Origin of the sequence: Streptomyces bugieae (assembly GCF_036352915.1) — a bacterium.
Taxonomy (GTDB): Bacteria; Actinomycetota; Actinomycetes; order Streptomycetales; family Streptomycetaceae; genus Streptomyces; species Streptomyces endophytica.
This window is the reverse complement of record NZ_JAZBJP010000064.1, coordinates 1-22,300: the sequence shown is the minus strand read 5'-3', so window position 1 is coordinate 22,300 and position 22,300 is coordinate 1. Positions and strand designations below refer to the sequence as shown.

Here is a 22,300-nt window from a genome sequence, read left to right as displayed (position 1 = left end):
TGAAACGGCGGCGTAGGTCCGCGGGTGGCCGTTTCACGTGAAACCGCCGGGCGGGATCAGCCGATGTCGCGTCGGCGGAAGCCGGCCAGGCCGGCGGCGAGGAAGACGGCGGAGAGGGCCAGCAGCCAGACGAACGGGGCCGCGGTGGCCTCCGTGCCCGGGAGCTTGGGCAGGTGGCCGTAGGGCGAGAGGTCCATGGCCCACTGGGGGAACTTCAGCGACGGGCCGATCCAGCCGAGCGCCAGGCAGCCGCCGACCACCGCCCACACGGCCGTGGTGGCCCGGGGCAGCAGCCCGAAGGCCAGTACCGCCAGGCCGGTGAGCGTCCAGACCGCCGGGACCTGGGCGAGCGCGGCGGCCGGCACCGGCCCCACCCGGCCCAGGTCGCCGACCGAGACGCCGTACGAGACGCCCAGCGCCAGCCCGCCGAAGCCGAGGACGACGACGGTGCCGGCGTAGGCGACGGCCAGGTGGCCGGCGGCCCAGCGGAGCCGGCCCACCGCGCCGGCCAGCACCGGTTCGGCCCGGTCGGCGGTCTCCTCGCCGCGCAGCCGGAGCACCGCACCGGCCGCGTAGATCGCGGCGACCATGCCGAGCATGCCGACCATCGTGGCCAGGAAGGCGTCGGTCAGCCGCGCCTGCCCGCCCATCCGCTCGAAGATCTCGCGGGTCTGCCGGTTGCCGCCGACCATGTCGGTCGCGCCCTTCGCGATCCCGCCGAAGACCGCGCCGGCGCACACATAGCCGAGCGTCCAGCCGCCGAGGGTCGTCCGCTGCAGCCGCCAGGCCAGACCGAACGGGCCGGCCAGCGTGCGCGGGGCGGCCGCCGGACCGGGCCGCGCGGGCAGGAAGCTCATGCCGAGGTCGCGGCGGGCGGTCAGCGCGTAGGCGGCGGCGACGGTGAGCGCGGTGCTCGCCAGGAAGAGCAGCACCACCCACCAGCGCTCGTCGGCGTACGCCCGCAGGTTCTCCGCCCAGCCGAGCGGCGAGGCCCAGGTGAGCGGGGAGCCGGCGGTGCCGTCGGCGGCATCGCCCGCGCCGCGCAGCGCGAAGGCGAGGCCGAGCACCGCGCCGGTCAGCCCCTTCGCCATCCGGGCGCTCTCGGTGAGCTGCGCGGCGATGGCGGCCAGTCCGGCGAAGAGCATGCCGGTGCCGCCGATGGCGAGCCCGAGGGTCAGGGAGCCGGCGGCCGGCCGGCCGGACCGTGCGAGCCCCGCCGCGATCAGCACGACGAGTGCGGCGTTGGCGAGCAGCGCCGCCAGCAGGGCCGCGGTCAGTGGCGCCCGGCGGCCCACCATCGCGGCGGACAGCAGCTCCTGACGGCCCGTCTCCTCCTCCTCGCGGGTGTGCCGGACGACGATCAGCAGGCTCATCACCGCGGCCAGCACCGCCCCGAACCCGGCCATCCGCCAGGCGATCAGGCCGCCGAGGGAGTCGCTGAAGACGGGGCCGTACAGCGCGCGCAGCGAGCCGTTGGCGGTCATCGAGCCGGCCAGTTCGGCGCGCTCGGCGGCGGTGTTGTAGAGCGCCTCGAAGGAGGAGCCCATGCTCGCCACGACCAGGCCGAGGCCGAGCACCCAGGCCGGGATCATCACCCGGTCGCGGCGCAGGGCGAGCCGCAACAGGGCGCCGGTACCGGCCAGTTGGCGGGAGCGGGCGGTGCCGGCGGGCACCGCGGTGGCCACGGCGGTCATCGGGCGACCGCCGTCCGGTCGCGGTCGGCCCCGCCCCGTACGTCGTCCTGGTAGTGCCGCAGGAACAGCTCTTCCAGGGTGGGCGGGGTGCTGGTCAGGCTGCGCACCCCGGAGGTGCCCAGCGCGCGCAGCACGGCGTCCAGCTTGTCGGTGTCGACCTGGAGCCTGACCCGGTGGCCCCGGACGTCGAGGTCATGAACGCCGGGCAGCGCGGACAAGCCATTGGGCGGCCCGGCGAGTTCGGCCACGATCGACGTGCGGGTCAGGTGCCGCAGCTCGCCGAGCGAACCGGACTCGACCGTCCGCCCCTTGCGGATGATGCTGACCCGGTCGCAGAGCGCCTCGACCTCGGACAGTACGTGGCTGGAGAGCAGCACCGTACGGCCGCGGTCGCGCTCCTCGGCGACGCAGTTCTGGAAGACCTCCTCCATCAACGGGTCGAGCCCGGAGGTCGGTTCGTCGAGGATGAGCAGGTCGACGTCGGAGGCGAAGGCGGCGACCAGGGCGACCTTCTGCCGGTTGCCCTTGGAGTAGGTGCGCCCCTTCTTGGTCGGGTCGAGCTCGAAACGCTCGATGAGCTCGGCACGGCGCCGTGCGTCCAGTCCGCCGCGCAGCCGCCCGTACAGATCGATGACCTCGCCGCCGGAGAGGTTGCGCCACAGGGTGACATCGCCGGGGACGTAGGCGATGCGGCGGTGCACGGCGACGGCGTCGTGCCAGGGGTCGCGGTCCAGGAGCCGGACGGTGCCGCGGTCGGCGCGCAGCAGGCCGAGCAGCACGCGGATGGTGGTGGACTTCCCGGCGCCGTTGGGCCCGAGGAAGCCGTGTACCTCGCCGGCCTCGACGGTGAGGTCGAGGCCGTCCAGCGCGTGGGTCCGCCCGAAGGACTTGTGGAGACCGTCCACCCGGATCGCGGGAGCGGGAGCGATTGGCTTGGTCATGCTTCGGAAGCTACGCGCGTTTCACAAATTTGTGAAGTTAAGAAACCATATAAAGTTGAGCGGGGTGGCGTTGATCAGGGGAGAGGATGCGGACATGAGCAATGCGGAACGTGCGGCCGGTACGGACGGCGGCGACGGGCGGCGGGCTGCCGACCCCCGCGCCCCCCAGGCGATCTCCCAGTTCGTCGAACGGTTCGCGGCCCAGCTGGTGGACGCCGGGATGGCCCGCATGCCGGCCCGCGTCTTCGCCTGCCTGCTCGCCTCCGACTCCGGTGTGCTGACCTCCGCCGAGCTGGGCGAACGGCTCCAGATCAGCCCGGCCGCGGTGTCCGGCGCGGTGCGCTACCTCTCCCAGGTCGACATGATCAGCCGCGAGCGCGAGCCCGGCTCCCGCCGCGACCGCTACCGCGTCCACAGCGACCAGTGGTACGAGGCGCTGACCCGCCGGGAGAACGTCCTCGCCCGCTGGGAGGGCACGCTGCGTGAGGGCGTCGACAGCCTCGGCCCGGACTCCCCGGCCGGCCGCCGGCTCAACGAGACCCTGGTCTTCTTCGCGTTCCTGCAGAAGGAACTGCCCGTCCTGCTGGACCGCTGGCGCGACCACCGCGACGAGCTGCGCGCGGGCTACGACACCCCCGGGGGCTGAGCGCCGCGGCGGCTGACGGCCACCCGGCCCAGCCCCACCGCCCGCCCGCTCGACCCACCGCCCGGAGCCTCGGCCCTGCCGCCCTGCCGCTCGGCCCACCGCCCGGAGCCTCGGCCCTGCCGCCCTGCCGCCCTGCCGCTCGGCCCACCGCCCGGAGCCTCGGCCCTGCCGCCCTGCCGCTCGGCCCACCGCCCGGAGCCTCGGCCCTGCCGCCCTGCCGCTCGGCCCACCGCCCGGAGCCTCGGCCCTGCCGCCCGCCGCTCACCCCCGCCGCGGCAGCTGCAGTCGCCAGGCCCCCGGCTGCACCGTCCACGTACGGGTCCGCACCGGGCCGCCGACCACCGCGTCCGCCCGGTAGTGGAAGTCCGCGCCGGACACCGTCACGGCCCGCGCCCGGGCCCGTACCGGATGCCCGCCGCCCGGCCAGTGCACCACGACCTCGGCCAGCTCCCCGCCGCCGTCCCGGCCGTCCCCCCGGCCGTCGCCGACACCCTCGCCGCGACCGGTCCCGGCCCCCGGCCACCCCGCCCCGGCCTGCCCGCCCGGCACCACCGACACCCCGCGCACCGGCCGGTCCAGATCCGCCAGCAGCACCCCGTCCGCCTCGATCCGCAGCCGCTGCCCCGGCACCCGCACGCGCCGGCCGCCCGCCGCCCCGGCCTCCGTACGGGACGCCCCCCAGCGCCCGGAGGCCGGTGCCAGCAGCGCCAGCGCGGTCCGCGCGGTCCGGGCGGCCGGCCCCCACCACGGCCGGGGCCCGTCGGCGCCCACCACGGCCGGCGATCCGTCCGCCCCGGAAGGCCCCGCGCCCTCCACGCCCGCCGCGGGCTCCCCGGCGTCCACCGGCCCGGCCGCACCCGGCACGAACACCCGGCGCCCCGGGCCGGCCGTCGCGCGCCGCCCGCCGTTCCGCCCGCCGTCCCGCCCGCACGGGATCCGCAGCCCGCCCAGCACGATCCCGCCGCTGTCGTCCGTCAGCAGGTCCATCGCCCGCTCCGCGCCGTCCAGCACCGTCCGCGCCGCGGCGACGGTGTCCTGCGGGACGCCCAGCGAGCGGCTCAGCGCCACCGCGGCCGGCGCCCCCACCGGGACCATCGACACCGGCACCCCGGCCAGCTCCCGCTCCCTGTGCAGCAGCCCCACGACCCGCAGCAGCGCCCGGTCGTCGCCGATCACCACCGGCCGCCGCTGCCCCCGCCGGGCCAGCGCCCGCGCGAATTCCTCCGGCCCCTCCGGCAGGCAGATCTTCGCCCCCGAACCCCCCGCGCCCGCACACAGCACATCCCGCGCGATCCGGACGGACTCCCCGTCCGTACTGCGCGCGACCGGATCGATGACCACGAGCAGGGGGTACCCCCGATCGGAGTCCACGGGAGAGTGCCCAGAAGGCTGCGCCGACACCTCGGTCCTTCCTCAGGTAGCATCTCGGTGCAAGAGCCCCTTGCGCTATTGCGCCAGGGGCTTCGTCTATTCCGGGGCACCGGTTCGACGGCTGCAGTGATGACGGACGCGTGAACACGCAACGCCACGCCATCCACGCACGTTGGACATGCCCCGCCCGGAAGGGGTGTACGCCTGTGCCCGCACTTGTGCTGCTCGGTGCTCAGTGGGGTGATGAGGGCAAGGGGAAGGCCACCGACCTGCTCGGTGGATCCGTCGATTACGTGGTGCGCTACCAGGGCGGCAACAACGCCGGCCACACGGTCGTCGTGGGCGACCAGAAGTACGCGCTGCATCTCCTCCCCTCCGGAATCCTCTCGCCGGGGTGCACCCCGGTCATCGGCAACGGTGTCGTCGTCGACCCGGCGGTCCTGCTCTCCGAGCTGAGCGGACTCAACGAGCGCGGCGTCGACACGTCCAAGCTGCTGCTCAGCGGTAACGCGCACCTGATCACGCCGTACAACATCACCGTCGACAAGGTGACGGAACGGTTCCTCGGCAAGCGGAAGATCGGCACCACCGGCCGCGGCATCGGCCCGACCTACGCCGACAAGATCAACCGTGTCGGCATCCGCGTCCAGGACCTCTACGACGAGTCGATCCTCACGCAGAAGGTCGAGGCGGCGCTCGACGTCAAGAACCAGCTGCTGACCAAGCTCTACAACCGCCGCGCCATCGAGGCCGGCCAGGTCGTCGAGGAGCTGCTCGGCTACGCCGACCAGATCAAGGGCTACGTCGCCGACACCACCCTGATCCTCAACAAGGCCCTCGACGACGACAAGGTCGTCCTCTTCGAGGGCGGCCAGGGCACGCTGCTGGACATCGACCACGGCACGTACCCCTTCGTCACCTCCTCGAACCCGACCGCGGGCGGCGCCTGCACGGGCGCGGGCGTGGGCCCGACGAAGATCAACCGGGTCATCGGCATCCTGAAGGCGTACACCACCCGCGTCGGCGCCGGCCCGTTCCCCACCGAGCTCTTCGACGAGGACGGCGAGGCGCTGCGCCGCATCGGCGGCGAGCGGGGCGTCACCACCGGCCGCGACCGCCGCTGCGGCTGGTTCGACGCGGTCATCGCCCGCTACGCGACCCGCGTGAACGGCCTGACCGACTTCTTCCTCACCAAGCTCGACGTCCTCACCGGCTGGGAGCAGATCCCGGTCTGCGTGGCGTACGAGATCGACGGCAAGCGCGTCGAGGAACTCCCGTACAGCCAGAGCGACTTCCACCACGCGAAGCCGATCTACGAGACGCTGCCCGGCTGGTCCGAGGACATCACCAAGGCGAAGTCCTTCTCCGACCTGCCGAAGAACGCCCAGGCGTACGTCAAGGCGCTGGAAGAGATGTCCGGCGCCCCGATCTCCGCCATCGGCGTCGGCCCCGGCCGCGACGAAACGATCGAGATCAACTCGTTCCTGTCGTAGGGACCGCTTGCGTCAAGGGCCCGCGCCCGTCTTCCCGACGGATGCGGGCCCTTGTGTTTTCCTGCACTCGAACGGGTGATTCGTCATGAAACGCTTGTCCGGGCCTGGCTATGCCCGGCAATCTGGTTTTCGTCCGGCAAGGAGTGCAGCAGGTGGTTGTGGCCGGGCGCATGCCTCAGGTGGAGGGGACTTCGAGGCGATTACCTCCGCCGCGCCCGAGACCGTCACCGGCTTCCTCCGGCGATGCCCCGGCCTTCAGGTCGGGGTGCGGGTGGTGCCTCTCCATCGCCAGGGTGATGCATCGTCCGGCTGTCGCGGCGGTGGGCGGCCCATAAAATCCAGGGATCTCAACTACCGTACTCACCAACGAGGTTGAGGACTATGACGACGCAAGTGCAGTCAACTGAAGGGGTCGGGCATGCCCGGTACACCTATCGTCTGCGGGTGTCGGCGAGTGCTCGCGCCGCGCTGGGAGGCGAGTGGGATCGGTGTCGGTGGGTGTGGAACGAGTGTGTTGCACGCTCGAAGAAGGCCCACGCCGAAGGTGAGAAGTGCGGTCCGGCGCGGCTGGACATGATGCTGACCGAGGCTCGTGCCCGCACGCCGTGGCTGCGCGAGGGCAGCTCGGTTCCTCAGCAGCAGCTCATACGCGACTTCGGCAAGTCCCGCGCCAAAGCGCTCAAGGATTTCAAGGCCCGGTTGCCGATGCGGCAGCGGGCCGGGATGCCCAAGCACAAGAAGAAGCGCGAAGCCTTGCCGACGCTGAATTACACCCGGCGCGGCTTCCGACTCAAGGACGGGCGTCTGCACCTGGCCGGCGGTGTCGTGGTGCGCGTGGTGTGGTCGCGGGACCTGCCCAAGCCGCCGTCCAGTGTCCGCGTGTATCGGGACAGTCTCGGCCACTGGTACTGCTCATTCGTCGTCCCTGTGACTACCGAGGCGCTGCCCGCGACGGGCCGGGACATCGGTATCGACTGGGGCGTGAAGGAGACTGCAACCACCACGTCCGACGACCACGACCTTGCCCATGCGCAGCACGGCAAGACTGCCGCGCAGAAGCTTGCCCGGTATCAGCGCATGATGGCCCGCAGGAAGCCCAAGCACGCGCAGGCCGTATCGAAGGGCTACCGCTCGGCGAAGCGGCAGACCGCCAAGCTTCACAAGAAGACAGCCCGGCAGCGGCAGGACGCCGGCCGCAAGTGGGCCAAGTCCGTGGTCCGCGACCATGACCGCCTTGCTGTGGAGGACTTTCACCCGAAGTTCCTCGCCAAGACCACCATGGCCCGCAAAGCCGCCGACGCAGCCATCGGGGCGACCAAGCGAGCCCTGGTCGAAATGGCCTGGAAGCACGGCCGTGAGCTGCACCTCGTAGACCCCGCGCACACCACCATGGACTGTGCAGAGTGCGGAGCGAGAACCAAGCACGCACTACCTCTTTCGGAACGTACATATACGTGCACGGCGTGCGGAGCCGTCTCGCCCCGAGACAAGAACTCTGCCCGCGTGATGCTCGTCCGGGCTGGTCTCGTACCCGGCTAGTGCTGATCGTGTAAGACCCGCCGGACCGCCGGTCCGCAGGCGACGTGAGCTAGGAATCCCCCTCGTTTACGAGCGGGAGGAGTCAAGTTGGAGTTCATCGACACCCACATCGACACACCGAGGCCCTGAAGAACTACGTCCGCTGACGGCGCGGAGCGGGGCCGTCTCCTCCCCCGTCCCACCAGCTGTTGGGTGGCCGATAACCGGCGTTGTGGATGTCGGATTCCGTGTGGCGGAACTTGGCGCGGTTGTGGAACGTAGAACCAGCACGAGCACAGCCCGTTCGTCCGCATCCGCACGATCGTCCGTCCCCGTCCCGCCCGCCGAGGAGACCGTGTGATTCCCGCCGTACGAGCCCTCGCCCGCGCCGCCATGGCCGCGCGTCCGGTACCGCTCGCCGACGTCCAGGCGCGGGCCGAGCTGCTGGTCCGCTTCGGGCACAGTTATCTCGTCCCGGTCGAGGTCTTCGCCGCCTTGGCCGCCGAACTGACCGACCGGCGCCGGCCCGGTGGCCCGTTCGCCGCGCTGTGCATCAACGGGCGGCGCTGGTTCCGCTATCGCTCGGTCCACTTCGACACCCCTGACCTGCGCTTCTTCCACGACCACCGGGCGGGCGGCCGGGCCGGCTACCTGATCCGCGAGCGGCGTTACGAGGACACCGGGGAGCGGCAGTTCGAGATCAAGCTCAAGGGGCGGCGCGGCGAGACGGTCAAGCACCGGCAGCCGCTGCTGCCGGGTGACGAGCCCCTCGGCGCGGCCCCACGCGGCTTTCTCGCCTCCGTGCTGGACCGTTCGTACGGCATCGCCGCCCCCGCCGACCTGGGCCACTGTCTGGAGACCGCCTACACCCGGGCCACCTTCGTCGCGGACGGCCAGCGCATCACCTGCGACGCGGCGCTGCTCTGCCGGGACCTGACCACCGACCGCACCGTACGGGCCGACGGCGGGCTGGTCCTCGTCGAGACCAGGACCACCGGCCGGCCGACCGCGGCCGACCGGCTGCTGCACGGCCATGGCGTCCGGGCCGCCGACTTCACCAAGTACTGCGGCGGGCTGTCGGCCCTCCGCCCGGAGCTGACCGCCGCGCACTGGCAGCGCGCGGTGCGGACGGCCTTCCCAACGGCGGGCGGGCGCGCGGTCCCGTAGCTTCCTCCAGGCCGTAGACAGTGTGTCCGTGGGCGTGGTGAGCGCCATACAGACTGTCGGTACCGGTGCGCGGATCGTGATCCTTACGCTGGGAGACGTTCGCCGTGCCCATCCCTCGGCGGACCCGAGCGACCCGATCCGAGGTACTGACCGTGACCACGACGCACCCCTCTCCCGCCGCCGATCCCGCCGCCGGGTCGGCGGTCAAGGCCGCCGACCGCGCCCACGTCTTCCACTCCTGGTCCGCGCAGGGCCTGATCGACCCGCTGCCGATCGCCGGCGCCGAGGGGTCGTACTTCTGGGACTACGACGGCAACCGCTACCTCGACTTCTCCTCCCAGCTGGTCAACACCAACATCGGCCACCAGCACCCCAAGGTCGTCGCGGCGATCCAGGAGCAGGCCGGGAAGCTGTGCACGCTCGCACCCGGGTTCGCCGTGGACGTACGGTCCGAGGCCGCGCGGCTGATCGCCGAGCGCACCCCCGGTGACCTCGACAAGATCTTCTTCACCAACGGCGGCGCCGAGGCCGTGGAGAACGCCGTCCGGATGGCCCGGCTGCACACCGGCCGCGCCAAGGTGCTGTCCGCCTACCGCTCGTACCACGGCGCGACCGCCGCGGCGATCAACCTGACCGGTGACCCGCGCCGCTGGCCGTCCGACACCGCCTCGGCCGGCGTGGTCCACTTCTGGGGCCCGTTCCTGTACCGCTCGCCGTTCCACGCGGAGACCGAGCAGCAGGAGTGCGAGCGCGCGCTGGCGCACCTGGAGCAGACCATCGCCTTCGAGGGACCGCAGTCGGTCGCCGCGATCATCCTGGAGACCGTCCCGGGCACCGCCGGCATCATGGTCCCGCCGGCCGGCTACCTCGCCGGCGTCCGCGAGATCTGCGACCGCTACGGCATCGTGTTCATCCTCGACGAGGTCATGGCCGGCTTCGGCCGGACCGGCGCGTGGTTCGCCGCCGACCAGTTCGGCGTCACCCCCGACCTGCTCACCTTCGCCAAGGGCGTCAACTCCGGCTACGTACCGCTGGGCGGTGTCGCGATCAGCGCCGAGATCGCCGCGACCTTCGACACCCGGCCGTACCCGGGCGGGCTGACGTACTCCGGCCACCCGCTGGCCTGCGCCTCCGCCGTCGCGACGATCAACGCGATGGCCGAGGAGCGGATCGTGGAGAACGCCGCCGAGATCGGCGAGAAGGTCATCGGGCCGGGCCTGCGCGCGATCGCCGAGCGGCACCCGTCCGTCGGCGAGGTCCGCGGCCTGGGCGTCTTCTGGGCCCTGGACCTGGTCAAGAACAAGGAGACCCGCGAGCCGCTGGTGCCGTACAACGCGTCCGGCGCGGCCAACGCCCCGATGGCCGAATTCGCCGCGGCCTGCAAGCGCGGCGGACTGTGGCCGTTCGTCAACATGAACCGCACCCACGTCGTCCCGGCCTGCACGATCACCGAGGCCGAGGCCAAGGAGGGCCTGACCGCCCTCGACGAGGCGCTGACCGCGGCCGACGCACACACGCACTGAGGCCACGGCCCGCAGTGCGGGGCGCCGGCGCGCACAGGCACTGAGGCCACGGCCCGCAGTGCAGGGCGCCGGCGCGCTCACCACCGCCTGAGCGGCCGCCGTGCGGAGCGGCACCCCGCGGCCCTCGCCTATGGTTGGCGGGGGCCGCTGCCACCCGCGGTCAGGGACGGCGAAGGAGACGCACACGATGGCGGCCGGCGGAGACAGCACAGTCATACGTCGCAGCACCCTGCGTCAGCAGATCGCCGACGCCCTGCGCGACGAGGTCCTGGCGGGCCGGCTGCCGTGCGGCCACCCGTTCACCGTCAAGGAGATCGCCGAGCAGTACGGCGTCTCCGCCACCCCGGTCCGCGAGGCGCTGCTCGACCTCTGCGCCCAGGGGCTGCTCGACGTCGAACAGCACCGCGGCTTCAAGGTCCACGCCTTCACCGCCGACGACTTCCGGGCCATGGTCGAGGCCCGCACCCTGGTCATCGAGGGGATCTTCCGCAGCGGCGCCGAGGAGGCGCTCGCCGCCACCCCCGCCGAGGTGCTGATCTCCATCCGGCGCCGCGCCGACGAGGCCGAGCGGGCCGCCCGGGCCGGCGACCTGGACGTGCTCATCGGCTACGACCTGCGGTTCTGGCGCGAGCTCGGCAACATCGTGAACAACGCCTACATCAGCGACTTCCTGGACCGGATCCGGGTCCAGACCTGGATGTACGCGGTGCCGCTGCTGCGCCGCGCCCCCGACCTCACGAACCGCCTCTGGCACGGCCACTGCGCCCTGGCCGACGCCCTGGTCCGGCGCGACCTGTCCGCCGCCCAGCGGCTGATCGCCGAGTACAACGCGCACGCCCTGGCACTGGTCCGGTAGCCCGCGATCGTCCTGCGCGCCCGCTCTCGTCGGATGGCGCCGCGGGCACTACGCTGTCCCGACTCGGCCGTAATGGGCCGCACCCGTAGCTGTGCGTGCGCCGGTGTCCCCGTCCCCGACCGGAAGCGAGTCCTCACCCGTGGCATGTGACCTGTGGCTGGTACCCCTCGTCGATGTGCTGTGCCACAGCCCCGACAACCCGTTCTCCGAAGAGATCGCCGCCTACGACAAGGCCCTGACGGAAGCGGGACTGCCACCGGTCCCGGTCTTCAGCTACATGCCGGGCCTGTCCGGGGACGTCGCCCCCATCGCCGGCTTCGACTACGACGCACTGCACTTCCTGCGCCGCGCCTACCTGCTGCGGCTGTGCGGCCTGGAGGTCACCCCGGTCGACGAACTGGGCGGTGACTACGAGCAGTTGCTGGAGATGTTCGAGACCACCGCGCAGCAGTCCCACCTGGTCTGGCACTACGACCACGCGGGCGCGTACGTCCCGGTCGACTTCCCGCATCCGCTCGCCAACGACGAACTGCTGGAGGGCGGCGGCCCGTTGGGCTCCTCGCACGGTCTGCTGCGGGACCTGGAACTGGTTGCGCCATCCCTGGGTATCGATCCGGCCAATCCCCCGGCCGCGCCGGAGCCGCCGGCCGGGCCGACCTCCCTGGAGGAGCGGGCGGGCGCGGTGCCCCTGGACGACGGCCCGTTCGCCCGGGAGCGCCATGTCTGGCTCGGTCTGCACGCGGCGGCCACCCGCAGCCTGGGCCAGGGCTCGATGATCGTCTTCAGCTGATCCGGAGGGGCGGCGGTTCCGGCGGGGCGTGCCGTGCCGCCGCCCCGCCCGCCGTCGCCGCCCCCGCCTTCCTCAGCGCGGCGGTTCCGGCGGCCGCTGGCGCGGCATGTTGGGGCGGCCGCGGTGCGGCAGCGCGTACCGGCCCGGGGGCCCGGCGTGCTCCTGGCGGGGGGCCGCCCACGGTGTCATGGACTGGGTGGCCCGCGGCACCGGACCGGTCCGGAACTCCGCCATCCAGTCGGCCGTCTCGGCCCGCACCAGCTCCCCGAGGTCCTCGTTGAACCGCCGGAGCAGCCCCAGACAGCGCTCGGCCGCCTCGCCCGCGGTGCCCTCCGTCGGGCCGAGCACCTCGCGCACGCCCTCCGACGCCCAGTCGAACTGCAGCGCCTCCAGCCGCCGGTGGATCGCCTGCGCGGTCGCCAGGTCCCGCATCCAGCCGGCCGTCACCCCGAAGTAGCGGTCGCAGCCCACGCACACCGCCGCCAGCAGCAGGGACAGGCAGCCCCAGGGAGCCCCGCCCTCCCAGACCGCGGCCAGGTCCAGCAGCGGCAGCACCCCGCCCACCGTGACCCCGGCCGCGGCGCCCAGCCGGAGCGCCCGGGCGCCCCGGCGCTTGGCCAGCCGGTCGTGCAGGTACCAGTCGGCGGCGCGCAGCGCGCCGTCCTCGGTCCAGAGGTAGAGCGCGTCGAGGCGGTCGCCCGGGTCGCCCCAGCCGCCCGCGGGGAAGGCCCGCCCGGCGACGTCCTGGCGGGCCCGGCCGCGGACGCCGTACCGGCGCAGCGGGCGGCCGTCCTGCGCAGGGGGCCCCTCGGGCTGCATCTCCGGCTGACTCACCCGTGCACTCCCTCTCTGCGCTCTACGGAACGGATGCCTGCGGTGCCTGCGGCGGGGGTCCCTCCCATGCCTTTCGGGCTATGGGGGAGTACGGGGGGGCCGTCGCGCGCCGCCCCCTTCCTACCGCCGAACGGCTGGCCTCAGCTCCAAGATCACGCTATTTCCGCCCAGAAGTGGTGCGGAGTCGGGTAGGGGACGACGGAGGATCTCACCCGAAAGAGTTGCCGCCGCGGCGACGGACGGTTTCCGGTCGGCCCGTCCGCCGTCCGGCCGCCCGGCCCACTCGTCTAGGCTGCCTGTCGTGAAGGTCCTCGTCATCGGCGGCGGCGCCCGCGAACACGCCCTGTGCCGCTCTCTGTCCCTCGACCCCGACGTCACCGCGCTGCACTGCGCCCCCGGCAACGCCGGCATTGCCGAGGTGGCCGAATTGCACCGGGTCGACGCCCTCGACGGCCGGGCCGTCGCCGACCTGGCCGCGAGCCTGGAGGCCGACCTGGTCGTCGTCGGTCCCGAGGCTCCGCTGGTGGCGGGCGTCGCGGACGCGGTCCGCGAGCGCGGCATCCCGGTCTTCGGCCCGTCGGCCGACGCCGCCCAGCTGGAGGGCTCCAAGGCCTTCGCCAAGGACGTGATGGCCGCCGCGGCCGTCCCGACCGCCCGCAGCTACGTCTGCACCACCCCCGAAGAGATCGACGAGGCCCTCGACGCCTTCGGTGCGCCGTACGTGGTCAAGGACGACGGGCTGGCGGCCGGCAAGGGCGTCGTGGTGACCGACGACGTCGACCGGGCCCGCGCCCACGCGCTGGCCTGCGACCGCGTGGTGATCGAGGAGTTCCTCGACGGGCCGGAGGTGTCGCTCTTCGCGATCACCGACGGCGAGACCGTCGTCCCGCTCCAGCCCGCCCAGGACTTCAAGCGCGCCTACGACGGCGACGAGGGCCCCAACACCGGCGGCATGGGCGCGTACAGCCCGCTGCCCTGGGCCGACCCGAAGCTGGTCGACGAGGTCATGGCGAGCGTGCTGCAGCCGACCGTCGACGAGCTGCGCCGCCGCGGCACCCCGTTCTCCGGCCTGCTCTACGCGGGCCTGGCGATCACCTCCCGCGGAGTCCGGGTGATCGAGTTCAACGCCCGCTTCGGCGACCCGGAGACCCAGGTCGTCCTGGCCCGCCTCAAGACGCCGCTCGGCGGGCTGCTGCGGGCCGCCGCCACCGGCAACCTCGCCGCGCTGCCGCCGCTGCGCTGGAGCGACGACGCGGCCGTCACGGTCGTCATCGCGTCCCACAACTACCCGGACACCCCGCGCACCGGCGACGTCATCGAGGGCCTGGCCGAGGTCGCCGCGCAGGACGCCCCGGACGCCTACGTGCTGCACGCCGGCACCAAGCGCGACGAGGCCGGCGCGGTGCGCAGCGCGGGCGGCCGGGTGCTGTCCGTCACCGCCGCCGGGGCCGACCTCGCCACCGCCCGTGAGCGTGCCTACCGGGCCGTGGACCGGATCTCCCTGGACGGCTCCCAGCACCGCACGGACATCGCCGCCAAGGCCGCCGCGGAGGCCCCGGGCGCCTGAGACGCCCGCGCCGTGGGCCCGCGCCCCCGGGCACACGGCGCCCCACCGCCGGTTCCCGGCTTTGCCCAAAGCCATTCCATCGAGTGACCACGCCAGATTCCGGCTGACGAGACGGAGCCCCCCAACTAGGGTGCCGCGCAAGCGTCCTGCGGCCGCCGCGTCCGATACCGGTGCGGTGGCCACCGGGACGTCCGGCAAGTGGCTCACCGGCATTGCGATGTCAGTGGCCGGTGCCAGAGTGGTGGTGAGTGAGCTCGCTCGCACCACAACGCGCAATGTTCGAAGGCGTCCGTCCACTGTTCTCTCCGTCCGGCTCCATCAGGACAGCAGGGGGTGTACAGGCTCGTGGCAAGTCCGGAAACAGGCGTCCTGGCGGCGCGTGCCCGTGCCCTCGCCGTGCTGCGGGTCCGCGGCGCGGCGCTGGCCGTGGCGCTGCTGCCCGCAGCGGTGGCGGTGGTGCTGGCCGTCGGCCGCGCGACCGGCCGTGTCGGCGCGGGCTGGGATCCGGTCGGCTGGGTGGCCGGCGGGCTCGCGCTGGTCAGCCTGCTCCTGGCCGCGCTGGTAGGGGCGGTGGTCGCGCGCGCCCGGCCGGCGCTCAGCCCCTCCGTGCCCATCGCCGAGGAATCCGCCCCGGACCTCTACCGCCTCGTCCGTGACCTGGCCGACCGGCTGGAGGTCCCCGCGCCGTCGGCCATAGCCCTCACCCCGGACTGCGACAGCTGGCTGGAGGACCGTACGCACCGCGCGCACGGCCCGCCGCGCGGCGCCGGAGGGGCCGAGTCCGGTGCCGGGCGCCGGTCCGCCGCCGCCCCGGTCCTGGTGATCGGCTCGCCGTTCCTGTGGTGGATGCGGGTCGCCGAGCTGCGCGCCCTGCTCGCCCCCGTGGTGGCCGGCACGGGCCCGTCCGCGCATCCGGACATAGCGGCCGCCCGCCGCTTCATCCGCGGCCTGGACGCCGCCGTCGCGGTCGCCGCCCGGGCCCGGGGCCCGCTGCGCGGCCCCGCGCTCCGCTTCGTCGGCCGGGTGGCCCGGCTGCTGCTCCGCGCCTGCCGCGAACACGCCACGATCATGGAGCGGGCCGTCGCGGCCGCCGCCTCCGAGCGCGCCCAGAGCGTCGACTACGGCCTGCGGATCGTCGCCCAGGAGCAGGTCGGCCTGGCCTACGCGGGCTGGGACCGGCTGCTGACCCGGGTCGCGCTGCCCGCCTGGCGGATGGGCCGCTGGCCGTCCCGCCTGGACGCCGGCGTGGTCTCCGCGCTCACCGAGCTCTCCCGCCGGGACCGCCTCGCCGACGGCTTCGCCTCCCGGCTGGGCGAGCGCCCCGCCTGCGATCTCCTGGAGGAGCCCGGCGCGATCGACCGCGCCGCCTCCCTGCTGGCCGCCCGCCTCTTCCACGGCGGCCCGGCCGAGGCCGGCCCCGACTGGTCACCGGTCGGCTGGAACCAGTACCCGGAAGAGGTCGTGGACCGGAAGTGGCGCCTGGAGGCCGCCCGCCTCCACCGCGTCCTCGACGACCTGCCGGCCCCGGCGCTCGGCCCCGCGCCGGCCCCGCCCCCGGTGGAGCCGTCCCCGGCCCCGTCCTTCTCGTACGCCGGCGGCCCGGCCGGTCCGCCCGCGGGCCGCGGCGGCCCGGCGGACCACCGGCCCGGCGACGGGCGCCCCGGCGGCCCGCCGTCCGCGCCCGCGGCGCCCCCGGGCCCGACGCTCGACCGGGTCATCGACCGGCTCGCCCATGACGTGCAGGCCGGCGACCTGGTCGCCGCCCGGCTGGGTGCGGAGGTCGAGCGCGAGGAGCGCGAGGAGGCGGCCCGCCAGGCCGCCCGCGGCAGCCTGGCCGAGGACGCCGCGGCGGGCGTGGCCTGGGGCGACGGCCTGGCCGAGGGCGGTCTGCCGCTGTTCCCGCTGCAACCGCCCCGTACGGGCCGGGAGCTGCTCGCCGACCACGTCACGGCCATGGTCTGCTGCGCCGCCGTGGACACCGCCGGCGCGGTCCCCGGTCTGGACTGGCTCGACGGCCCGGCGCTGCTGGTCGACGGGGCCCGCCGGGCCGACCTGGGCAGCCCGGTGCTCAGCCTGGTCGACGACGGCGACGCCGGCCCGCTCCGCGGCTGGCTGACCACGGTCGGCGTGCGCCCGGAGAAGCCCGTCCGCCTGGTGTGAGCCGGGGCCGTGCAGGGCCCCGCCGCACCGGCTGAATGTTCCCCTCCAGTTCGTGATTCGGAGCCAAGGGCATCTAAATTCACGACGAAGGGTGACGAAGCAAGTGCGTAATGTGATGTGCTGGGGGATGGCCGGGTTCACCCAGCCGGACGCGACACCGGCCCGATCGGCCGCGGCCGGTGGGGGACGCGGGAGGGGAGTGGAAGATGGCGACGGAACACATCAGGCGCTGGGAATCGGGCGCCCTCGCCCACGCGGTCACGGACCCGTTCGGGCAGGGCCCGCTGCCCTGGCTGCGCGGCAGCGAGAACTACTTCGACTCCGGCCGCATCATCCCCTGGTACGTCGACCCCGCCGTGGCCCAGGGCGATCTGCGGGTGCCCGTGCCCCGCAAGCTCAACGGCCCGCGCACCGCCGATGACGTCCACGGCCAGATCAAGGGCTTCGCCGACACCGGCGCGGTGGCGCCCGGCGAGGCCATCGACTTCCGGGTCTCGGTCGATCCGCCCCAGCCGTTCAGCATCGACGTCTACCGCATCGGCCACTACGCCGGCACCGGCGCCTCCAAGATCACCACCAGCCCCCGGCTGGCCGGCATCGTCCAGCCGCCCCCGATGGCCGCCGGCCGCACCGTCTCCTGCCACCACTGGTGGCAGTCCTGGCGCCTCCAGGTCCCCGCGTACTGGCGGCTCGGCGCCTACGTCGCGGTCCTGACCACCGTCGACGGCTGCCGCTCCCACATCCCCTTCACGGTCCGCGACGACCGCCCCGCCGACCTCCTGCTGCTCCTGCCCGACATCACCTGGCAGGCGTACAACCTCTTCCCCGAGGACGGCCGTACGGGCGCCAGCCTCTACCACGCCTGGGACGAGAAGGGCGCCCTGCTCGGCGAACAGGACGCCGCCACCACCGTCTCCTTCGACCGCCCCTACGCCGGCGCCGGCCTCCCCCTCCACGTCGGCCACGCCTACGACTTCATCCGCTGGGCCGAGCGCTACGGCTACGACCTCGCCTACGCCGACGCCCGCGACCTGCACGCCGGCCGGGTCGACCCGTCCCGCTACCGCGGCCTGGTCTTCCCCGGCCACGACGAGTACTGGTCGGTCCCCATGCGCCGCACGGTCGAGCTGGCCCGGGACACCGGCACCTCCCTGGTCTTCCTCTCCGCCAACACCATGTACTGGCAGGTCGAGCTCGCCCCGTCTCCCTCGGGCAGCCCCGACTCCCTGCTCACCTGCCGAAAACGCCAGGGCCCCGGTCGCCCCGCCCTGTGGCGCGAGCTCGGCGACCCCGAGCAGCGCCTGATGGGCATCCAGTACGCCGGCCGGGTCCCCGAGCCGGCCCCGATGATCGTCCGCAACGGCGACCACTGGCTCTGGGAGGCCACCGGCGCGCACGAAGGCGACGAGCTCCCCGGCCTGGTCGCCGGCGAGGCCGACCGCTACTTCCCGCGCACCAGCCTCCCCGACCACACCCGCCGCATCCTGCTCGCGCACTCCCCGTACCGCGACGGCGAAGGCACCCGCCGCCACCAGGAGACCTCCCTTTACCGCGCGCCCAGCGGCGCCTGGGTCTTCGCCTCCGGCACCTTCGCCTGGTCCCCCGCCCTGGACCGCCCCGGCCACGTCGACGAACGCGTCCAGCGCGCCACCGCCAACCTCCTCGACCGGATCTGCAAACGAGACTGAGGAGCCGCCGAGCTTCCGCGCCTCCGCCCCCGTACGCGACCGGGGCGGGCCCGAAGGCCCGCCCCGCGCAGGGTCCGTGGCCGTCTCAGGCGTCCTCCGCCCTGGTGGTGGGCAGCAGCTCCCGGATGTCGTGCGGCAGCGAGTGGCTCAGCCGCTCCATCAGTTCCGGGGCCAGCGCGGCGTCCAGCACCTCGAAGACCGCCGCCGCCTCCTGGAGGGCCGCCTGCTCGGAGACCCCGCCGCGCCAGGCGACCCGTGCGGCGAAGACCGTGAGGTCGAAGCGCTCGCCGTCGCCCGGAGGGACCGCCCCGCCGGGCCGCTCCGCCGAAGGCCCGGAACCCCCGGCCTGCCGCGGCTCCCGGGTCAGATGGCCCGCCAATTCGTGCGGCAACTGCGCCGCGACGTGCCGGGCCAGCCCGGACGGCACCCGCTCGGCCACGGTCTCCAGCGTCGAGCGGACCGCTCGTTCCGCCGCGCCCCGGTCCGGCAGTGAGGCGCGCTCCTGCACCAGAGCGAGGAACTCGTGATGCTGCATGGTTCTGCCTCCCTTCCCAGCCGTCGCCTACCCGGGGTCCGCGCCGCCCATCGCGGGCGGGGTGGGTCTTCGGGAGGAATAGCCGCTTCCGCGCGGCCCGTACCGCCCCCGCCCGCAATCCACCTCAAGAGCTCAACCCGCCGCCCGCCCCGCCCGAGAGGACGCCCCTCCCTTCCGCCCCTTTCTTCCGTGTTTGTCGTCACCGGACGCCGGGAACCCATCGACAGATCCCGACCTACGGCCGACTTCTGGAGGCATGTCATGGCGGAGTCCGGGCCCGTGAGCGACACGCTCTGGGACGAGTTCCACGCCCTGGTCAATATGACCTCGCGCGAGCTGCGGGACTGGCTGAGCACCGACGCGGCGGGCGAGGAGACCGAGGAGGTCCCCGACCGGGCCGGCAAGCGCACCGGCCGCCGGGTCCTGGGAATCCTGGGCAAGCGCCGCACCGACCTCACGGAGGACGACGCGCGGATCATGGAGCAGGTCTGCGACACCGTCCGCTCCCAACGGGACGTCTCCCGCGACCCCCGGGCCGGCGGCGACTCCTGGCGCCACGGCCTGATGAGCATGGGCCACGACCCCCTCAAGCCGGCCTAAGCGAGCACCCCCACCCCTGAGACACCGCCGTACCTCGGCGTACGGGAGAATCGGTACGACTCCTGGATCAACCTACGCGGAGGAAGCGTGTCCGGTTTTGTAGAAAAGCCTGAGCCCGTGGAGGTCCCGGGGCTCACCCACCTCCACACCGGCAAGGTGCGCGACCTCTACCAGAACGCCGCCGGTGAACTGATCATGGTCGCCAGCGACCGCATTTCCGCCTACGACTGGGTGCTGCCCAGCGAGATCCCGGACAAGGGCCGGGTGCTCACCCAGCTCTCCCTGTGGTGGTTCGACCAGCTCTCCGACCTGGCCGCCGACCACGTGCTGTCCACCGAGCTCCCGTCCGGTGCCCCGGCCGACTGGGCCGGCCGCACCCTGGTCTGCAAGTCGCTGCGCATGGTCCCCGTCGAGTGCGTGGCCCGCGGCTACCTCACCGGCTCCGGCCTCGTCGAGTACCGCGACACCCGTACGGTCTGCGGCCTGGCGCTCCCCGAGGGCCTGGACGACGGCTCCGAGCTCCCCGCGCCGATCTTCACCCCCGCGACCAAGGCCGCGGTCGGCGACCACGACGAGAACGTCTCCTACGAGGAGATCGCCCACCAGGTCGGCGCCGAGACCGCGGCCCAGCTCCGCCAGCTCACCCTGGCCGTCTACGCCCGGGCCCGCGACATCGCCCGCGAACGCGGACTGATCCTGGCGGACACCAAGTTCGAGTTCGGCTTCGACGGCGACACCCTCATCCTGGCCGACGAGGTCCTCACCCCGGACTCCTCCCGCTACTGGCCCGCCGACCAGTGGCAGCCCGGCCGCCCCCAGCCGTCCTTCGACAAGCAGTACGTCCGCGACTGGCTGACCTCGCCCACCTCGGGCTGGGACCGCCACGGCGAACAGCCGCCGCCCGCCCTCCCGCAGGAGGTCATCGAGCGCACCCGCGCCAAGTACATCGAGGCGTACGAGCGCCTCACCGGCCTGAGCTGGTCGTAACGGCCGCCGGACGCCGGGCCGGACAGAAAAGGGGAGAGCCCCGGTCATCGACCGGGGCTCTCCCCTTTGTGGAGCGGACGACGAGGCTCGAACTCGCGACCTCAACCTTGGCAAGGTTGCGCTCTACCAACTGAGCTACGTCCGCATGCTCCGTGCCGAGCTCCTGTTTCCAGTCGCCCACCGCGCGGTGCGGGCTCCACTATAGCCAACCCCGAGGGCTCCCCGGGACCGCCACCGCAGGACGTATCGCCCCCGCCCGGCTCCCACCGGCGCCGAGGGCGGCCGACGCGCACCGGCCCCCGGCGCCGGCGGAACACCAGGGCTCGACTTCTTGACCGCCAACTCCCCGGCCGGCGAAACCGTTTCCGCCGGGAAGGACCCGAAGAAGGGTCCGGAACCTTCTCGCCGGTCATGCCCGGAACCCGGAAAACGATCTGCGGGCCGGACCTTCCCTCTCGATCACTTGGCTCCGTGACATGCGTCACGCCAATTCCCGCAGATCACGATTCCGGGCGGCGGTGGGAAATACAGAAGGCCCCGGTCACAAGGACCGGGGCCTTCATTCTGAGCGGACGACGAGGCTCGAACTCGCGACCTCAACCTTGGCAAGGTTGCGCTCTACCAACTGAGCTACGTCCGCAGGCATCCACTCGGCTTTCACCGGTGGCGCGACAGCTACTCTACCTGATCCAAAGGACTGGTCGAGACTGTCAGAGCGGGTGACAGGGATTGCACACTGCGCCTCCCCCTTGGAAAGGGGGCGCTCTACTACTGAGCTACACCCGCGTGACTCCTCGGGGCCCGGCCTTTCGGCCTCGCCCCTCGGCGTGCTCCAGACTCTAGCTGATCAGTAGGGGTGCTGTGCAAGTCGGCTGCGCCCGGACCGGCGGACGCCGGCAAGTCGGTTAGTGGTTCGCCGCGTTGAAGGCCTCGTAGACCTTCTTGGGGATCCGGCCGCGCGGCGGGACATCCATCTGGTGCGAGCGGGCCCAGGCGCGGACGGCGGCCGGGTCGGGGTTCACCGCGGTCCGGGTGTAGGCCTTGCCGGACTTGGCCCGCTTGCGGCCGGCCTCGACGAAGGGGGCGAGGGCGCCGCGCAGTTTCTTCGCATTGGCGGGATTGAGGTCGATCTCGTACGACTTCCCGTCCAATCCGAAGGCGACCGTCTCTGCGGCTTCTCCTCCGTCGATGTCATCGGAGAGCGTTACTACTACGCGCTGCGCCACGGATATCGGTCCTTTCGTGGAGCGACCCCGTGTTGACGTGGGGTGATGCTCCGGATCCGGCTGATTGGGATCAATGCTTTTTCATTTGTACAGCGATGGGCATTGCATTGTGAAGCCCAGTTAATTTCGTCAGCGTGTCATCCCGCAATCCGGCCTCCGGATCTTTTCGAGGATTTTTCCTTGGGGCACTCCGCCCGATACCGCACCGTGATCGGGCAGGCGGGATATCTATGCGCGTAGATTTTCGAACACGGTACTGTGAGGGCACCGCCTTACGCACCACACCACCGGGAGTGCCAGTGGCACGCGTCGTCGTCGACGTCATGCTCAAGCCGGAGATCCTCGACCCGCAGGGGCAGGCGGTGCAGCGCGCACTGCCTCGTCTGGGTTTCGAAGGGATCGCCGATGTCCGTCAGGGCAAGCGTTTCGAACTAGAGGTGGAGGGACCGGTCGATGAGGCCGCCCTCGCCCGGGTCCACGAGATGGCCGGAACGTTCCTCGCCAACACCGTCATTGAAGACTTCACCGTGCGGGTCGAGTCATGACCTCGCGTATCGGTGTGATCACTTTCCCCGGCACGCTCGATGACCGCGACACCCAGCGCGCGGTCGGTCTGGCGGGCGCCGAGGCGGTGCCGTTGTGGCACCGTGACAAGGACCTCAAGCAGGTCGACGCCGTGGTCCTGCCCGGCGGGTTTTCCTACG

At 72.9% G+C, this 22,300-nt stretch carries 18 protein-coding genes, 3 tRNA genes and 2 pseudogenes; 14 read left to right on the top strand and 9 right to left on the bottom strand.

Going from position 1 to position 22,300, the window contains the following annotated elements; translation table 11 throughout:
• Window positions 1–56: 56 nt before the first annotated feature.
• On the bottom strand, window positions 57–1,694 hold the full coding sequence (locus tag V2J85_RS39565) for an ABC transporter permease (protein WP_261956889.1): 1,638 nt from the start codon (window positions 1,692–1,694) through the stop codon (window positions 57–59).
• Window positions 1,691–2,635, bottom strand: a complete 945-nt coding sequence (locus tag V2J85_RS39560; protein ID WP_330824287.1) for an ABC transporter ATP-binding protein — start codon at window positions 2,633–2,635, stop codon at window positions 1,691–1,693. Before V2J85_RS39560 ends, V2J85_RS39565 begins: the two co-directional genes overlap by 4 nt.
• Window positions 2,636–2,729: 94 nt before the next feature.
• Here V2J85_RS39560 and V2J85_RS39555 point away from each other — a divergent pair, with 94 nt between their 5' ends.
• Window positions 2,730–3,281, top strand: a complete 552-nt coding sequence (locus V2J85_RS39555) for a GbsR/MarR family transcriptional regulator (protein WP_261956891.1) — start codon at window positions 2,730–2,732, stop codon at window positions 3,279–3,281.
• Window positions 3,282–3,542: 261 nt separating this feature from the next.
• Here V2J85_RS39555 and V2J85_RS39550 read toward each other — a convergent pair whose 3' ends face one another.
• Window positions 3,543–4,622 carry a diacylglycerol kinase catalytic domain-containing protein gene (locus V2J85_RS39550; RefSeq protein ID WP_261956892.1) on the bottom strand — a complete coding sequence of 360 codons (1,080 nt, stop codon included), beginning with the start codon at window positions 4,620–4,622 and terminating at the stop codon, window positions 3,543–3,545.
• A 236-nt stretch (window positions 4,623–4,858) separates the two neighbouring features.
• Between V2J85_RS39550 and V2J85_RS39545 the strand changes: the two genes are divergently transcribed.
• The 6 genes and pseudogenes from V2J85_RS39545 to V2J85_RS39520 all read left to right on the top strand — a co-directional run bounded on the left by V2J85_RS39545 (window position 4,859) and on the right by V2J85_RS39520 (window position 11,999).
• A complete protein-coding gene (locus V2J85_RS39545; protein ID WP_261956893.1) occupies window positions 4,859–6,145 on the top strand; it encodes an adenylosuccinate synthase in 1,287 nt (428 codons plus the stop codon).
• Between the two features lie 381 nt (window positions 6,146–6,526).
• Window positions 6,527–7,721: pseudogene (locus tag V2J85_RS39540) on the top strand (RNA-guided endonuclease InsQ/TnpB family protein); the annotation flags it as partial.
• 299 nt (window positions 7,722–8,020) lie between these two features.
• Window positions 8,021–8,830: a VTC domain-containing protein gene (locus tag V2J85_RS39535; RefSeq protein WP_330824286.1), complete on the top strand. Its 810-nt coding sequence runs from the start codon at window positions 8,021–8,023 to the stop codon at window positions 8,828–8,830.
• A gap of 152 nt (window positions 8,831–8,982) precedes the next feature.
• Window positions 8,983–10,353: an aspartate aminotransferase family protein gene (locus V2J85_RS39530; RefSeq protein WP_330824285.1), complete on the top strand. Its 1,371-nt coding sequence runs from the start codon at window positions 8,983–8,985 to the stop codon at window positions 10,351–10,353.
• A 187-nt stretch (window positions 10,354–10,540) separates the two neighbouring features.
• A complete protein-coding gene (locus tag V2J85_RS39525) occupies window positions 10,541–11,209 on the top strand; it encodes a GntR family transcriptional regulator (RefSeq protein WP_261956896.1) in 669 nt (222 codons plus the stop codon).
• A gap of 139 nt (window positions 11,210–11,348) precedes the next feature.
• Complete coding sequence (locus V2J85_RS39520) at window positions 11,349–11,999, top strand: hypothetical protein (RefSeq protein ID WP_201811584.1); 651 nt, start codon at window positions 11,349–11,351, stop codon at window positions 11,997–11,999.
• Between the two features lie 72 nt (window positions 12,000–12,071).
• Here the strand turns inward: V2J85_RS39520 and V2J85_RS39515 are convergent, their stop codons facing one another.
• Window positions 12,072–12,833, bottom strand: coding sequence for an SLATT domain-containing protein (locus V2J85_RS39515; RefSeq protein ID WP_330824284.1), 762 nt, complete (start codon window positions 12,831–12,833; stop codon window positions 12,072–12,074).
• 301 nt (window positions 12,834–13,134) lie between these two features.
• On the opposite strand from V2J85_RS39515, the gene purD reads away from it, so the two are divergent.
• The 3 genes from purD to V2J85_RS39500 all read left to right on the top strand — a co-directional run bounded on the left by purD (window position 13,135) and on the right by V2J85_RS39500 (window position 18,248).
• Window positions 13,135–14,400: a phosphoribosylamine--glycine ligase gene (gene purD, locus V2J85_RS39510; protein ID WP_261956898.1), complete on the top strand. Its 1,266-nt coding sequence runs from the start codon at window positions 13,135–13,137 to the stop codon at window positions 14,398–14,400.
• Window positions 14,401–14,745: 345 nt separating this feature from the next.
• Window positions 14,746–16,560: a hypothetical protein gene (locus V2J85_RS39505; protein WP_261956899.1), complete on the top strand. Its 1,815-nt coding sequence runs from the start codon at window positions 14,746–14,748 to the stop codon at window positions 16,558–16,560.
• Window positions 16,561–16,766: 206 nt separating this feature from the next.
• A complete protein-coding gene (locus V2J85_RS39500) occupies window positions 16,767–18,248 on the top strand; it encodes a N,N-dimethylformamidase beta subunit family domain-containing protein (protein WP_261956900.1) in 1,482 nt (493 codons plus the stop codon).
• Between the two features lie 85 nt (window positions 18,249–18,333).
• On the opposite strand, the gene V2J85_RS39495 is transcribed toward V2J85_RS39500, so the two are convergent.
• On the bottom strand, window positions 18,334–18,783 hold the full coding sequence (locus V2J85_RS39495; RefSeq protein ID WP_261956901.1) for a DUF2267 domain-containing protein: 450 nt from the start codon (window positions 18,781–18,783) through the stop codon (window positions 18,334–18,336).
• Between the two features lie 279 nt (window positions 18,784–19,062).
• On the opposite strand from V2J85_RS39495, the gene V2J85_RS39490 reads away from it, so the two are divergent.
• Together V2J85_RS39490 and V2J85_RS39485 are read left to right on the top strand one after the other, a co-directional pair.
• The gene (locus V2J85_RS39490; protein WP_474064973.1) at window positions 19,063–19,383 is read left to right on the top strand and encodes a DUF3140 domain-containing protein; all 321 of its coding nucleotides are present in this window, start codon (window positions 19,063–19,065) and stop codon (window positions 19,381–19,383) included.
• 87 nt (window positions 19,384–19,470) lie between these two features.
• Complete coding sequence (locus V2J85_RS39485) at window positions 19,471–20,370, top strand: phosphoribosylaminoimidazolesuccinocarboxamide synthase (RefSeq protein ID WP_330824282.1); 900 nt, start codon at window positions 19,471–19,473, stop codon at window positions 20,368–20,370.
• Between the two features lie 69 nt (window positions 20,371–20,439).
• Here the strand turns inward: V2J85_RS39485 and V2J85_RS39480 are convergent.
• The 4 genes from V2J85_RS39480 to V2J85_RS39465 form a co-directional block, all read right to left on the bottom strand.
• A tRNA-Gly gene (locus V2J85_RS39480) sits at window positions 20,440–20,515 on the bottom strand.
• A 422-nt stretch (window positions 20,516–20,937) separates the two neighbouring features.
• Window positions 20,938–21,010 (bottom strand) — tRNA-Gly (locus tag V2J85_RS39475).
• Window positions 21,011–21,084: 74 nt separating this feature from the next.
• Window positions 21,085–21,156 (bottom strand) — tRNA-Gly (locus V2J85_RS39470).
• Window positions 21,157–21,275: 119 nt separating this feature from the next.
• Entirely contained in the window at window positions 21,276–21,596 is a 321-nt protein-coding gene (locus V2J85_RS39465; RefSeq protein WP_261956904.1) for a histone-like nucleoid-structuring protein Lsr2, read from the bottom strand.
• Window positions 21,597–21,895: 299 nt separating this feature from the next.
• On the opposite strand from V2J85_RS39465, the gene purS reads away from it, so the two are divergent.
• Both purS and V2J85_RS39455 read left to right on the top strand, forming a co-directional pair.
• Window positions 21,896–22,141, top strand: a complete 246-nt coding sequence (purS, locus tag V2J85_RS39460; protein WP_261956905.1) for a phosphoribosylformylglycinamidine synthase subunit PurS — start codon at window positions 21,896–21,898, stop codon at window positions 22,139–22,141.
• A pseudogene (locus tag V2J85_RS39455) lies at window positions 22,138–22,300 on the top strand (phosphoribosylformylglycinamidine synthase subunit PurQ); the annotation flags it as partial. The gene purS and the pseudogene V2J85_RS39455, both read left to right, overlap by 4 nt.